The organism is Paracoccus sediminis, from assembly GCF_900188295.1.
Taxonomy (GTDB): Bacteria; Pseudomonadota; Alphaproteobacteria; order Rhodobacterales; family Rhodobacteraceae; genus Paracoccus; species Paracoccus sediminis.
This window is the reverse complement of record NZ_FZNM01000002.1, coordinates 1-13,642: the sequence shown is the minus strand read 5'-3', so window position 1 is coordinate 13,642 and position 13,642 is coordinate 1. Positions and strand designations below refer to the sequence as shown.

The following is a 13,642-nucleotide window of genomic DNA, read 5'->3' as shown; positions in this document are numbered from 1 at the left end:
GGGGCAATGCTTCAGGCCTTGCGGCAGGACACCAGCTGCGCGCGATACATCTGTGCCCGTTGTCCGACGTTGGCCGCCACCTGGACCAGCCAGGGCTTGCCCAGATAGGATTGCCGCGCGAACCCGGACCGGCCTTCGTGATAGGCCAGGTATTGCCCGGTCGCGTCCCATTTCGAGATGCCCAGGCGGCGGGACGAAGTGTTCATGTACCAGCCCATGAAGTCGGTCGCATCGCGGATATTATCGCGTTGCGAGCGGCGGTTGCCGGTTTCCCTCTGATATTCCTCCCACGTGCCGTCAAGGGCCTGGGAATAGCCGAAGGCGCTGGACTGGCGGCCGATGGGGATCACCCCCAGCGCGTATTGATGCGGCGTCCGCGCGTCGCCGATGAATTTCGATTCCTGGTGGATCGCGGCCATCTGCACATGGATGGGAATGCCCCATTTGCGTTCGGTGGCCTTCATGGCGCGGTAATAGGCCGGTCGTTCGGCCACAATGGCGCAGGCATTGTCCAACTGGCGGGGCGCCGAGAAATTGCCGCCGCCGCAGGACGCGACAAGCCCGACGATCGCGAGTTTCAGAAGCCTGTTCATCCTGCCCTCTTGCCGTTTTCCCGCGATCTTACGGAAAATCACGGGCAGGTGAAATCACAAAGCCGGAAGGTCAGACCGACAGCACCGCCTGCACCGCCCTTTGCCAGGCGGAATAGCGCCGGTCGCGGTCGTCGTCGCTCATCCGCGGTTCAAAGCGCCGGTCAAGCTGCCAGGCCTTGGCGTATTCGCCGGGCGGCGGGCACAGACCCGCGCGATAGCCCGCCAGCCACGCCGCGCCCTGTGCAGTCGTTTCGGTGTTCCTAGGCCGGTCCACCGGGGCGCCCAGGATGTCGGCCAGGAACTGCATCGCCGGTTGGCTGGCGGTCATGCCGCCGTCGACGCGCAGCACGGCATCCCCGGCTTCGGGCCAGTCGGCGCGCATCGCCTGCAACAGGTCGCGGGTCTGGAAACCCACGCTTTCCAGCGCGGCGCGGGCGAATTCGGCGGGGCCGGTGTTGCGGGTCAGGCCGAACACCGCGCCCCGCGCATCGGGCGCCCAATGTGGCGCCCCAAGGCCCGTGAAGGCGGGGACCATGATGATCTTCTGGCTGTCGTCGGCCTGGTCTGACAGTCCTTGGGTTTCGCTGGCCTCGCGGATCAGGTGCAACCCGTCGCGCAGCCATTGCACCACCGCGCCCGCGATGAAGATGCTGCCTTCCAGCGCATAGGTGGTCTTGCCGTCCAAGCGATAGGCGATGGTCGTCAACAGCCGGTTGCCGGACCGCACCGCCTGATCGCCGGTGTTCAACAGCGCGAAACAGCCTGTGCCATAGGTCGCCTTCACCATGCCCGGTCGAAAGCAGGCCTGCCCCACCGTCGCCGCCTGCTGGTCGCCCGCCACGCCCAGGATCGGGATCGCGCGGCCAAACAGGTCGGGCCGGGTGGTGCCGAAATCGTCGGCACTGTCGCGCACCTCGGGCAGCAGTCCGCGGGGGACATCGAACAGCCGGCACATGTCGTCCGACCAGTCCCCACTGCGGATGTCATAAAGCAGGGTGCGGCTGGCGTTGGTGGCGTCGGTGACATGCGCCTGCCCGCCGGTCAGTTTCCAGATCAGGAAGCTGTCCACGGTGCCGAAGGCCAGATTCCCCGCCCTGGCGCGGTCGCGTGCGCCGTCCACCTGGTCCAGCATCCAGGCGATCTTGGTGGCGCTGAAATACGGATCCAGCAGCAGCCCGGTCGTGTCCGTCACCTGATCCTCGGCCCCGTCGTCGCGCAGGCGGTTGCAGATGTCGGCCGTGCGGCGGTCCTGCCAGACGATGGCGCGGTGGATGGGCTGGCCGGTCTTGCGGTCCCAGATCACCACGGTTTCGCGCTGGTTGGTGATGCCGATGGCGTCGATGCGGGGGGCGCCCGCCTTTTCGATGGCCGCGCGGGCGGTTCCGGCGCTGCTGGTCCAGATGTCGTCCGGGTCGTGTTCGACCCAGCCCGAACGGGGGAAGTGCTGGGGAAATTCGTGCTGCGCCTTGGCCTGCACCGACAGGTCGTCGCCGAACACCAAGGCCCGCGACGAGGTTGTCCCCTGATCCATCGCCAATATCGTCATGTTCCATCCCCCTTGTGTTTCATCAGCGCGCCAATGGCCGCCAGTTCCGTCGCCCCGTCCGCGGCCAGCAGGCGTTCCAGCGATTCGTAATGGCGCAGCACGGCTTGGCCGGTGGGCGTCACGGTCGCCCCGCCGCCGCCCGGCCCGCCCCGGCTGCTGTCCACCAGCGGCATGGCGAAGGCGGCGTTCAATTCCTCGACCAGGGACCAGGCGCGCTTGTAGCTCATCCCCATGCGCCGCCCGGCGGCCGAGATGGAGCCGTGCTGCGCGATCAGCCGCAAAAGCTGCGCCTTGCCCGGACCCAGCACCAGCGGCGCGTCGTATTCCAGCCGCAGCTTGATCCGGGGGCCGTCCTTGGTCATCGCGATTCGTGTTCCCTGCGTTGCGGGCAGGTTAGCCGCAGGCCGGGCGCGGGTGCAAACGACGCCACGACACGGCTTGTTGCGGAATGCGCCGCGTTTATTCTGGCCCTGCAACCAAGGGAGGGTTCGTCATGTCCACCAGTGAAATCGTCATCCTGTCCGGCGCCCGCACCGCCATCGGCACCTTCGGCGGCAGCCTGGCGGCGATCCCGCCCATCGACCTGGCCGCGACCGTGACCCGCGCCGCCCTGGAACGCGCGGGCATCGCGCCCGACCGGATCGGGCAGGTGGTGTTCGGCCATGTCATCAACACGGAACCCCGCGACATGTACCTGTCGCGCGTGGCCATGCTGGACGCGGGCATTCCCGACACCACGACCGCGATGAACGTCAACCGGCTGTGCGGATCGGGGGCGCAGGCCATCGTGTCGGCCGCGCAGGCGCTGATGCTGGGGGATGCCGATTTCGCCGTCGCGGGGGGCGCCGAAAGCATGAGCCGGGCACCTTATGCCGTCCCCTCGGCCCGGTTCGGGGCCAAGATGGGCGATCAGGCGATGCTGGACATGATGACCGGCGCGCTGACCTGCCCGATGGGCACCGGCCACATGGGCGTGACGGCCGAAAACGTCGCGGCGGAACACGGCATCGGCCGCGGGGCGCAGGACGAATTCGCGATGGAATCGCAGCGCCGGGCAGCGGCGGCTATCGCGGCGGGGCATTTCAGGGACCAGATCGTTCCCATCGAGGTTAAGGGCCGCAAGGGACCGGTGGTCTTCGATACGGACGAACATCCTAAGGATACCAGCCTGGACAAGCTGGCGGGCCTGAAGGCCGTCTTCCGCAAGGACGGTTCTGTCACGGCGGGCAACGCCAGCGGCATCAACGACGGCGCGGCGGCGTTGGTTCTGGCGCGCGCGGATGCCGCGCAGGCGGCGGGGCTGACGCCGCGCGCCCGGATCCTCGGCTATGCAGTGGCGGGCGTGCGCCCCCAGGTGATGGGCATCGGTCCGATCCCGGCGGTGCGGATGCTGCTGGAACGCACCGGCCTGACGGTCGGGGATTTCGACGTGATCGAATCGAACGAGGCCTTTGCCGCGCAGGCCCTGGCCGTCAACAAGGGCCTTGGGCTTGATCCGGCCCGCGTGAACCCCAACGGCGGCGCCATTGCCCTGGGCCATCCGGTCGGCGCGACCGGCGCCATCATCACCGTGAAGGCGCTTTGCGAACTGGAACGCACCGGCGGCAAGCGCGGACTGATTACCATGTGCATCGGCGGCGGTCAGGGCATCGCCCTGGCGATCGAGCGGGTGTGAACCTCAGGGGGATTGCAGCGCAGGCGGACGTGACAGCCGAAGCGCCGCGATCCCGGCCAGGATGACCACCGTGCTGCCGACGATCGTCCCGGCGTCCAGGGTTTCGCCGAACACTGCGACGCCCGCGATCATCGCGAAGACCAGCCGCGTATAGCGGAACGGCGTCACCGCCCCGACTTGGCCCGTCCGCATGGCCAGGGTCAGGAACGTATAGGCCGCGACACCCATGGCCGAGGCCGCCAGCAGGCCCGTCCAGGTCGCCGCGTCGGGCGCCACGGGACGGCCGCCGAAGGGCAGGGCGATCAGGCCCGCGACGATCAGCATGGCAAAGCCCAGAACGCCCAGCTGCCGGAAGGACAGCGACGGGGGCGCCGCCCGTGTCGCCAGATCGCGGCCGGCGAAGCCCAGCATGGCAACCACCGCCAGCAGGGACAGGGCACCGAACCCCTCGGTTCCCGGCCGCAGGATCAGCAGCACCCCCGCAAAGCCCACGGCCACCGCCAGCCAGCGTCGCGGGCCGATGGTTTCGCCAAACAGCAGCACCGCGCCGACCATCACCACCAGCGGCGTGGCTTGCAGGATGGCCGAGGCGGTGGACAGGGGCGTCAGCGTAATGGCCAGGATATAGAACAGTCGGCCCACGACCTCGGACAGGGATCGCAGGACCATCGCGCGGCCCGCCATGGCGCGGGTCAGGGGCGGTTCCCCCGCCAGGATCGCCAGGGCGGCAAAGACCGCGGTGCCGATGATGCCGAAGACGATCAGCACCTGGCCGGGCGGCAGGCTGGCCGCCGCGATCTTCAAAAGCGAATCCTCGACCGCGAACCCAGCCATGGCCAGAACCATGAACAGCGCGCCGTGCAGGTTGAAGGCGGCGCCGTGGCGCGCGGGCGGATGGGACATGAAAGGTACAGCCTTGTCGTGATGGACCGGACCTGTCCCGCATCGGCGCCGCCAAGGCAAGACGGGCGCTGAAAATGGAACGGGCCGCCCGGATGGGGCGGCCCGCGAGATCCACGGAGATGGTCCGGTTAGGGATAAACGGATGATCCGGTCCCAACCAGGGTTTACGACCCTTGGGGCTGCCCTCAGGTCACGGCCCCCCTGACTGTTCCGACACCTCTCTCCAATATCACTCTCGACACTGGACCACCTCCTTTCAATTGGTTGCCGTTATAGGGGGATGGTGCCACAGACCCACCCTGTGTCAATCAGATTGTTCTTTCGGTTCGCAACAAATTGCGCACGGCGATGCGGAAAGGCACAAGGGCCAGTAGGGCCAGACACAGTTTGACCAGCCAATCGGCAGTTGCCAGCGAAACCCACAGGGCCATGACCGGTCCTTGACCAACCAGCGGAACGGCCTCGTTCGCCCAGCCGGTGTTGACGTCAACGGGCAGGACGGCGGCAAAGGCGATACCGAAGAACAGCGCGGTATCCAGGGCCGATCCGATGAACGACGACCAGAAGGGCGCGACCCACCAGCGGCGGTTGCGCAGGGTGTCGAAGATGGTGATGTCGGTCAGTTGCGCCACGAAAAACGCCACGCCCGATCCGATGGCGATTCGCAAGGTGGTCTTGTCCAGGCCCGCCGCGATCAGCGAACAGGCGATGCCGACGACGAAACCCGCCAGCACGGCCTGCCGCGCGGCGCGCGCGCCATAGACCCGGTTCATCACGTCGGTCACAAGAAAGGCGAAAGGATAGGTGAAGGCCCCCCAGGTCAGCCAGGAACCGACCGTGAATTGCACAAGGATGTTCGAGGCCACGACGATGATGGCCATGGCAAGGATGCCGGGCAGACAGCGGGTCATTGATCTTTTCCGTTTTACAAGGTCGCGGAACAACTCGGCCCCGCAGGGCGTGGGACAGCGCGCGCTTTAGGCGCAGGGGCGGCGGGTTGTCAATCGCGCAGCCGGTATTCCACCAGTTCGGTGCGTTGCAGCGCCAGGAAATTGTCGTCCGAGATCATCGTCAGCCGGATCCCCTGGCCGTCGCGCCAGACCGACAGCCCCTCCAGGTTGTCGTACTGCAGGGCGCGCGTGGTTAGCAGGATTTCCTCGTCGGCGGGACCGTCATCGGTCATCCGCATCCGCCGGACGCGGGACGCGAAACCCAGGATGCCCCGGAAATCGCGTTCCAGCAGATAGAACCAGTCGTCCGGGCCGAAATCGGCGGCGACCGCCAGCCAGCGGGGGTCGCGGCGGATTTCGCCCGCCCGCCCCCACACGTTGTCGCGAAAGGTCAGCACCGGAAAGGGCTGGTCCTCGGCCTCCGACCGCTCGGGCACGGCAAAGACCGTGTTGCCCCGGATCGCGATCGCCTCGAACCCGGAATTGATCCGCATCCAGGGCAGTTTCGGCGGCAGGCGCCGGCGCGACGGGGTGGCGTCCGGGTTCTGGTACAGGGAAATGCGGTTAAATCCCTCGAAGCTGATCCAGATGCGGCCGTCCTCGCCGACGGCCAGACCCTCGCTGTCGCCATGATAGCCCGGTTCCAGGGGAAGGCCCTTGCGATCCTTCAGATGGGCCCGCGCGGAGACGTTCATGGCCCGGATGACGCCCTGCGGATCGCGTTCGATGCTGCCCCGGTACAAACGGGCGCGGTCGGTCAGGGCATGAAACTGCGTGCCGTCGGCGTTCAGCTCGATCGCGGAAAAGCCGCCGAAGCTGTCGTCGGCGCGGTTCCATACATAAGTGCCGACATAATCCAGCGATGCGGCCGGCGCAGGGGCGCCGGCCGCGGTCAGGAACAGCGGAAACAGGGCCGCTAGGGCGCGGCCGCGACGGATCGGCATTGGGCAGGCAGCTCGCTGAGACGGAAGGTCCGGGGATGGCGATAGTTCGGATCGGGCGGCGCGGGCCGCACCCGGCTGGGGTCGATGCGGTTGCGGATCCAGTCGGCGGCCTCGGCGCAGCCGTCGCCGGGGGGCGGCGGATCCTGCCGCTGGCAATCCGATCCGCGCGGGCAGGACAGCCGGACATGGAAATGGTAATTATGGGCGTTGATCGGCCTGATCTTGCGCAGCCATGTCCGGTCGCCGCGTTCCATCTGGCACATGGCGACCTTTGCCACGGGATCGACCAGGATGCGTTCGACGCGTGGATCGCGGGCGGCGGCGCGCAGGATGGACATGTGACCGCCGTTCCAGTTCCCGGTCAGCCCCACCCCGCGCGGATCGGTGATCGAGACCGAGGACAGGCTTTCGCGCTGCGCGGGCGACAGGTTCAGCGACGGCGGCGGCAGCATCCAGATGTCCGCGTCCAGCCCAAGCTGGTGGCTGGCGTGCCCCGAGGTCATGGGCCCGCCGCGCGGCTGGCTCATGTCGCCGATATACAGCCCGGCCCATCCGGCCTGGCGGGCCGCCTGCGACAGGCCGATCAGGAAGTTCACCAGATCCGGGTGTCCCCAGTTGCGGTTGCGCGACAACCGCATGGCCTGCCAGGTCGGCCCGCTTTCGGGCAGTTGCACAAAGCCCTGTCCGCAGCCCTTGGAATAATATCCGATGGACACGGCAGGGCCTCGGGACGCGGCGCGAAAACCGCCGAAGACATCCTTGGCCACCGGATCGGCGGATGCGGGAATGACCATGCCTGCCACAAGCGCGGCGGCGGTCAGGACTCGTCGGATCACGGCTCTGCCTCTCCTTCCGGTTTTACCCAGACTAGCAGAACAAGCGACAGGATAAACAGCGCGATCAGGGGTGACATGCCGATCCGCTGGTTGCCGCTGAGATCGGTGGCGGTGGCGATGGCCAACGGGGCCAGAAAGGCCGTGGCCTTGCCGGACAGGGCATAAAGGCCGAACCCCTCGGTTGCGCGGTCGGGTGTCGTGTGGCGGACCATCATCGTTCGGCTGGCGGCCTGCAAAGCGCCGCCCGCCCCGCCAATCAGCGCGCCGCACAGGAAGAACACCAGATCGGGCAGGACGAATCGCCCCAAGACCGGATTGGACGGCACGGCCATGCCGAACAGCGTCTGGCGGTCCATGCCCACCACCACGACGCAGACGGCGGTCAGGGTCAGGATGGTGGCGACGATGACGGGCTTTGGCCCCCATCGCCGGTCGGCGCGTCCGCCCAGCCAGCTGACGACGGCCGCCGCGATGGCGCTGACCACGCCGAACACGCCCGCCAGGAACACCGGCCAGCCCAGCACGGTCCCGGCATAGACCCCGCCGAATCCGTACAGCGCGTTCAGCGCGTCGCGCGACAGCATGGACGATACCAGCCAGGCCGCCAGGCTGCGGCGATGGCGCAGGCTGCGGATCAGCGCCCACAGGTCGCGCAGGGCCGGGGCGATGCGGACGGGCCGGCGCGGGCCGCGCGGCTCGCGGACCCACAGAAAGAACGGGATCATGAACACGGCATACCAGACCGCCACGAAAGGCCCGGCAAAGCGCGTGCCTTCGCGCGTCGCCGGATCCAGCCCGAACAGCGGGTCGATCCCGATCAGCGTCCGGCCCGACGGCGTTTCCTGGAACAGCGCCAGCATCACCGCCAGCGCCACGACCCCGCCCAGGTATCCGAAGGCATAGCCCGTTCCCGACAGGCGCCCGATTTCGGACCGGGGGGCAAGGCCGGGCAGCAGGGCGTTGGTGAAGATCGTCGCGAATTCGACCCCGATCAGGCCGATGCCGAACAGCACCACCGCCTGCACCAGTGGGGGCTGGCTGGGAACCAGCATCCACAGCCCGGCGGATCCCGCGACATACAGGACCGAAAAGAACCGGATCCACGGCATCCGCCGCCCGGACGTGTCGGCCACGGCCCCAAGCACCGGCGCGCAAACGGCGATGACGATGCCGGTGATCGACAGCCCGTATCCCCACAGCGCCTGCGCCTGCGCCCCCGCCAGCCGCAGATCCCCGGAGATGGCCAGGAAATGGCGCTGGGCGACTTCGGCGAAATAGACCGAGAAGACGAAGGTCAGCAGAAGCGTATGAAAAGGCTGGCTGGCCCAGTCGAAGAACCACCAGCCCCAGATCCGTTTGCGATCCATCCACCCCCCTGCGCGCCGTTGGGCGCCATAAGGCCCAAGGGCCGTCAGGCTGGCAAGTGGGCCTTTGCGTCAGGGGGCAGCACGGGCGGCCAGGGCCGCAGCGCGTCGGCCTCGGCCCAGGCGGCGATCCAGTCGGGCAGGGGCGGGCTGTCGGGGGACGCGCCCAGCGCGGCCATGACCTCGGCCGGCGCGACGATTCCCTTGGCCGAGGTGATCGCGGACCGGATCAGCACCTGGTTGCAGCAATCGGCGCCCTTCCACATCGACTGGTCCATGTAGATGAAGCGTCGGTCCCAGCCCGCCACGCGCGAGATCATCGTGAAACGGTCGAAGGCCCGGATGCGGCGGCGATAGCGCACCGAACTGCCCGCCACGGTGATCCCCCATTTCCGGTCCCGGAGAATCGGGATCAGCCCGCTGCGCTGCGCCATCGGGATGCGCCCCAGGTCGAACAGGGTCAGGGTGCGGCCGTTGTTCAGTTCGATCCACGGATCCAGATCCCAGGGCCAGCAGATATGGGTCGAGACATGCGTTCCCGCGACGCCCAGACGCGGGGCGTTTCGGAATTTGACCATTTCCTTGGCAAAGCGGAACAGGGGATACATCGGACCTCCTTCGGGTGCAGGCAGGGGGTGGCCGCGCCCCACGCGATCGTCAACCGGGACGCTGCGGCAACTTGCTTGCGAAGGGGACGGCGCATCACCATAACAAGCCCGAGCGCGAAAAGAGGGACATGATGGGAACGCTGTACGAGGCCTTGCAACTGATCCTGCAAGTGGTGTGGTTCGTGATGATCGTCCACATCATCATGTCCTGGCTTATCAACTTCCAGGTGCTGAACCTGCGCCAGCCGCTGGTCGCGCAGGTGTGGGACGGGCTGAACCGCCTGCTGGAACCGATCTATCGCCCGATCCGCAACATCCTGCCCAACACCGGCGGTCTGGATCTGGCGCCGCTGGTCCTGTTCATCGTCATCATCATCCTGCAACGCGCGCTGGCCAACAACGCGGGCTTCTTCTACGGAATGTGATGCCCACGGATTTGCTGCGACAGGTCTGGGGCTTCGACGGTTTCCGCCCCGGCCAGCACGAGATCGTCGAGGCCGTGGCCGCGGGCCGCGACGTGCTGGCGATCATGCCCACGGGGGGCGGCAAGTCGCTGTGCTTTCAACTGCCCGCGCTGATGAGGGACGGGGTGACGGTGGTGATTTCCCCGCTGATCGCGCTGATGCGCGACCAGGTTCGCGCGCTGCGCGAGGCGGGGGTTGCGGCCGGCGCGCTGACCAGCGGCAACACCGAGGATGAGACCGACGCGGTCTTTCAGGCGCTGTCGCGGGGCGAGCTGAAGCTGCTCTACATGGCGCCGGAACGGCTGGCCTCGGGCGGGACGCTGTCGCTGCTGCGCCGGGCGGGCGTGACGGCGATTGCCGTGGACGAGGCGCATTGCGTCAGCCAATGGGGCCACGATTTCCGCCCCGACTATCTGCGCATCGGCGATCTGAAACGCGCGCTCGACGTGCCCTTGGCGGCCTTCACCGCGACGGCGGATGTTGAAACGCGGGCCGAGATCGTGGCGCGCCTGTTCGACGGCAAGGAACCCGTCACCTTTCTGCGCGGCTTCGACCGCCCGAACCTGCGGCTGGCCTTCCAGCCCAAGGACGGCCCCCGCAAGCAGGTTCTGACCTATGTCGCGGCCCGGCGCGGGCAGTCGGGCATCGTCTATTGCGCCAGCCGCGCCCGGACCGAAACCCTGGCCGATGCGCTGAGCCAGGCAGGCCATGCCGCCGTCGCCTATCATGCGGGGCTGGAGGCCGAGACACGGCGGCAGGTCGAGGCCCGGTTCCAGCGAGAGGACGGGCTGATCGTGGTGGCGACCATCGCCTTTGGCATGGGCATCGACAAGCCGGACATTCGCTGGGTGCTGCACGCCGACCTGCCGAAATCCATCGAGGGCTATTACCAGGAAATCGGCCGCGCGGGCCGCGACGGCGATCCGGCCGATACGCTGACGCTGTATGGTCCCGACGACATCCGGCTGCGCCGCACCCAGATCGACGAAGGCCTGGCCGACCCCGCCCGCAAGTCCGCCGATCACGCGCGCCTCAACGCGCTGCTGGGCCTGGCCGAGGCGACCGGCTGCCGCCGCCGCAGGCTGCTGGCCTATTTCGGCGAGGATCTGGCCCAGGATTGCGGCAACTGCGACCTGTGCCAGGCGCCGCCCCGGCTGTTCGACGCCACGCAGGCGGTGCGCAAGGCGCTGTCGGCGATGGTGCGCACGGGGGAATGGTTCGGCGCGACGCATCTGATCGACATTCTGACCGGCACCGCCACCGAAAAGGTCCGAGAACGCGGCCATGACAACCTGCCCACCTTCGGCGTGGGCCGCGACCACAGCCGCGCGCAATGGCAGGCGATCTTTCGGCAGATGATGGGCCGCGACCTGTGCCGCCCCGATCCCGAACGCCACGGCGCCCTGCACCTGACCGAGGCCGCCCACCCGGTCCTGCGCGGCGAGGAAAGCGTGACCCTGCGCCACGACACCACGGCCAGCAAGCCGGCCACCGTCCTGCGCACCCAGGTCAGCGAGGAGGACGAGCCGCTGCTGTCCGCGCTGAAGGCCAAGCGCCGGGCCTTGGCCGAGGCCGCGCGCGTGCCCGCCTATGTGATCTTTCCCGACCGCACCCTGATCGAGATGGCCGAGAAGCGCCCGCAGACACTGGACCAGATGGCGCAGGTCGGCGGCGTGGGCGCCAAGAAGCTGGAAAGCCATGGCCGCGACTTTCTGACGGTCATCGCGGGCGAGGTGCCCGACATGCACCCGCAGCGGCGCAAGCTGGCAGGCCGTCCCGAAGGCGCGCTGTTCGACCGGCTAGTGGCCGTGCAAACCGATCTGCTGCGCGGCCCGGACGGCACCGAAAAGCCGCTGTCCTGTTCGACGGCCCAGATCCGCCGCATCGCCGAGGCAAGGCCCGCCGACGAAACCGGATTGGCGCGCCATCTGGACCCCGCGCGGCTGGACCGTTTCGGGGCGGCCTTCCTGCGCGAAATCGCGGTGGCGTGACGGTTTTGTCAGGGTAAAGTGAACGTGATGCTCTGACCGGGCGGGTTCGCGCGACTATATCCTCAAGGCGTTCCCTGGGAGAGAGTCATGAAACTGCGCTGGTCCGACGTTACCCCGCAAGCCGATTACCTGAACCGTCGCGCCTTTATCGGCACCGGAATCGCCATGATGGCAACGCCATCCTGGGCGCTGACCGGCAAGCCATCGGCCCTGTCCACGGACCAGGCGCCGAACACGCTGGAAGAAATCACCAACTACAACAATTTCTATGAATTCGGTACGGGCAAGACCGATCCCGCCCGCAACGCCGGTGCCATGGTGACAGACCCCTGGTCCGTCGAGATCGATGGCTTGGTGGATCGTCCCGGCCGCTATGGGGTGGACGACCTGGCGCCCGCCAACGCGCTGGAAGAGCGTATCTATCGCCTGCGCTGCGTCGAGGCCTGGTCGATGGTGATTCCCTGGATTGGCGTTCCCCTGGCGGGCATCCTGGATCGCGCGGGCGTGCAGCCGGGCGCGAAGTTCGTGGCCTTCGAAACGCTTTATCGCCCGGAACAGATGCCGGGGCAGAACCGCCCGATTCTCGACTGGCCCTATCGCGAGGGGCTGCGCCTGGACGAGGCGATGCATCCGCTGACCATCCTGGCCACGGGACTTTACGGCGATGTGCTGCCCAACCAGAATGGCGCGCCGATCCGGTTGGTGGTGCCGTGGAAATACGGCTTCAAGTCGATCAAGTCGGTCGTGAAGATCACCCTGACCGACCGCCAGCCGGTCGCCACCTGGCAGGCGATGCAGCCGTCGGAATACGGGTTCTATGCGAATGTGAATCCGCAGGTCGATCACCCCCGCTGGTCCCAGGCCACCGAACGCCGCATCGGCGCGGGCCTGTTCGGCGGCCGAGAGGAAACGGCGATGTTCAACGGCTATGGGGATCAGGTGGCGTCGCTTTATGCCGGGATGGATCTGGCGAGGGACTATTGATGCGGGCGTCGATCAATGGCGCGCTGCGGGGCGTTCCCGTCTGGGCGGTCTGGCTGGGCGGGCTTGTGCCCTTGGGCCTGCTGGTTTGGGATACCATGGCCGGCAACCTGGGAATCGACCCGGTCCGCGATATCGAATTTCGCCTGGGCCGGACCGCGCTGTATTTCCTGATCGCCAGCCTTGCGGTCACGCCCCTGCTGCGGATCGCGGGGATCAGCTTCATGAAGTTCCGCCGCGCCTTGGGTCTGCTGTGCTTTACCTATGCGGGGCTGCATGTCCTGGCCTGGGCGGTGATGGACATGGCGTTGTTGTGGGGGGCTATGGCGCGCGACGTGGTCAAGCGGCCTTATCTCGTTTTCGGCATGGCGGCCTTCCTGATGCTGCTGGCCCTGGCCCTGACGTCGAACAATGCGTCGATTCGCCGGATGGGATCCGCATCCTGGCGGGGGCTTCACAAGCTGGCGTATGTCGCGGCCCCCTTGGTGACGCTGCACTGGATATGGGCGCTGAAGACCTTTCCGCTGGAACCTGTGCTCTGGCTGGGCGTGATTCTGGGGCTTTTGGCCCTGCGGGTCGTCGTCCCACGCCCGCTCCGCTGGGGGGCGGTGCGGGCATTGAGGTAAGATTCGTTTTGGATCAGCGACTTGCAAGAAATGTAACCGTTCGAAGGAAAAAAATGCGAAAACCCTCTTGCCCCTGTCATCCTCTCTTCGTAAATACCGCTTCACCGAAGGCGGGAACGCTGGCTGGTTTGGGACGGAAGCGGTGACGCGGAGGTTCTGGG

Annotated in this window: 14 protein-coding genes; 5 read left to right on the top strand and 9 right to left on the bottom strand. The window is 67.3% G+C overall.

The genetic code is table 11. The annotated features are described in order from the left end of the window. Nucleotides 1-11: 11 nt before the first annotated feature. The 3 genes from CHB77_RS03170 to CHB77_RS03160 form a co-directional block, all read right to left on the bottom strand. Nucleotides 12-593 carry a transglycosylase SLT domain-containing protein gene (locus CHB77_RS03170; RefSeq protein WP_089386745.1) on the bottom strand — a complete coding sequence of 194 codons (582 nt, stop codon included), beginning with the start codon at nucleotides 591-593 and terminating at the stop codon, nucleotides 12-14. 70 nt (nucleotides 594-663) lie between these two features. Further along, nucleotides 664-2,139: a glycerol kinase GlpK gene (gene glpK, locus CHB77_RS03165; RefSeq protein WP_089386744.1), complete on the bottom strand. Its 1,476-nt coding sequence runs from the start codon at nucleotides 2,137-2,139 to the stop codon at nucleotides 664-666. Then, the gene (locus CHB77_RS03160; protein WP_089386743.1) at nucleotides 2,136-2,501 is read right to left on the bottom strand and encodes a winged helix-turn-helix domain-containing protein; all 366 of its coding nucleotides are present in this window, start codon (nucleotides 2,499-2,501) and stop codon (nucleotides 2,136-2,138) included. Before CHB77_RS03160 ends, glpK begins: the two co-directional genes overlap by 4 nt. A 131-nt stretch (nucleotides 2,502-2,632) precedes the next feature. Between CHB77_RS03160 and CHB77_RS03155 the strand changes: the two genes are divergently transcribed. Next, nucleotides 2,633-3,814 carry an acetyl-CoA C-acyltransferase family protein gene (locus tag CHB77_RS03155; RefSeq protein WP_089386742.1) on the top strand — a complete coding sequence of 394 codons (1,182 nt, stop codon included), beginning with the start codon at nucleotides 2,633-2,635 and terminating at the stop codon, nucleotides 3,812-3,814. Nucleotides 3,815-3,817: 3 nt separating this feature from the next. On the opposite strand, the gene CHB77_RS03150 is transcribed toward CHB77_RS03155, so the two are convergent. The 6 genes from CHB77_RS03150 to CHB77_RS03125 form a co-directional block, all read right to left on the bottom strand. Continuing rightward, on the bottom strand, nucleotides 3,818-4,717 hold the full coding sequence (locus tag CHB77_RS03150; RefSeq protein ID WP_207303010.1) for a DMT family transporter: 900 nt from the start codon (nucleotides 4,715-4,717) through the stop codon (nucleotides 3,818-3,820). Nucleotides 4,718-5,025: 308 nt separating this feature from the next. Next, nucleotides 5,026-5,628, bottom strand: a complete 603-nt coding sequence (locus CHB77_RS03145; RefSeq protein WP_089386741.1) for a queuosine precursor transporter — start codon at nucleotides 5,626-5,628, stop codon at nucleotides 5,026-5,028. 89 nt (nucleotides 5,629-5,717) lie between these two features. Then, the gene (locus tag CHB77_RS03140) at nucleotides 5,718-6,611 is read right to left on the bottom strand and encodes an esterase-like activity of phytase family protein (protein ID WP_089386740.1); all 894 of its coding nucleotides are present in this window, start codon (nucleotides 6,609-6,611) and stop codon (nucleotides 5,718-5,720) included. Then, nucleotides 6,584-7,447, bottom strand: coding sequence for a penicillin-insensitive murein endopeptidase (gene mepA / locus CHB77_RS03135; protein ID WP_089386739.1), 864 nt, complete (start codon nucleotides 7,445-7,447; stop codon nucleotides 6,584-6,586). Before mepA ends, CHB77_RS03140 begins: the two co-directional genes overlap by 28 nt. Further along, the gene (locus tag CHB77_RS03130; RefSeq protein ID WP_089386738.1) at nucleotides 7,444-8,814 is read right to left on the bottom strand and encodes an MFS transporter; all 1,371 of its coding nucleotides are present in this window, start codon (nucleotides 8,812-8,814) and stop codon (nucleotides 7,444-7,446) included. Before CHB77_RS03130 ends, mepA begins: the two co-directional genes overlap by 4 nt. 44 nt (nucleotides 8,815-8,858) lie before the next feature. Further along, nucleotides 8,859-9,419, bottom strand: a complete 561-nt coding sequence (locus CHB77_RS03125) for an acyl-CoA thioesterase (protein WP_089386737.1) — start codon at nucleotides 9,417-9,419, stop codon at nucleotides 8,859-8,861. Nucleotides 9,420-9,550: 131 nt separating this feature from the next. Here CHB77_RS03125 and CHB77_RS03120 point away from each other — a divergent pair, with 131 nt between their 5' ends. The 4 genes from CHB77_RS03120 (at nucleotide 9,551) to CHB77_RS03105 (ending at nucleotide 13,481) form a co-directional block, all read left to right on the top strand. Next, on the top strand, nucleotides 9,551-9,844 hold the full coding sequence (locus tag CHB77_RS03120; protein ID WP_089386736.1) for a YggT family protein: 294 nt from the start codon (nucleotides 9,551-9,553) through the stop codon (nucleotides 9,842-9,844). Then, entirely contained in the window at nucleotides 9,844-11,874 is a 2,031-nt protein-coding gene (gene recQ / locus CHB77_RS03115) for a DNA helicase RecQ (protein WP_089386735.1), read from the top strand. Before CHB77_RS03120 ends, recQ begins: the two co-directional genes overlap by 1 nt. Nucleotides 11,875-11,961: 87 nt before the next feature. Further along, nucleotides 11,962-12,858 carry a protein-methionine-sulfoxide reductase catalytic subunit MsrP gene (gene msrP, locus CHB77_RS03110; protein WP_089386734.1) on the top strand — a complete coding sequence of 299 codons (897 nt, stop codon included), beginning with the start codon at nucleotides 11,962-11,964 and terminating at the stop codon, nucleotides 12,856-12,858. Then, complete coding sequence (locus CHB77_RS03105) at nucleotides 12,858-13,481, top strand: protein-methionine-sulfoxide reductase heme-binding subunit MsrQ (protein WP_089386733.1); 624 nt, start codon at nucleotides 12,858-12,860, stop codon at nucleotides 13,479-13,481. Before msrP ends, CHB77_RS03105 begins: the two co-directional genes overlap by 1 nt. The last annotated feature ends 161 nt before the right edge of the window (nucleotides 13,482-13,642 follow it).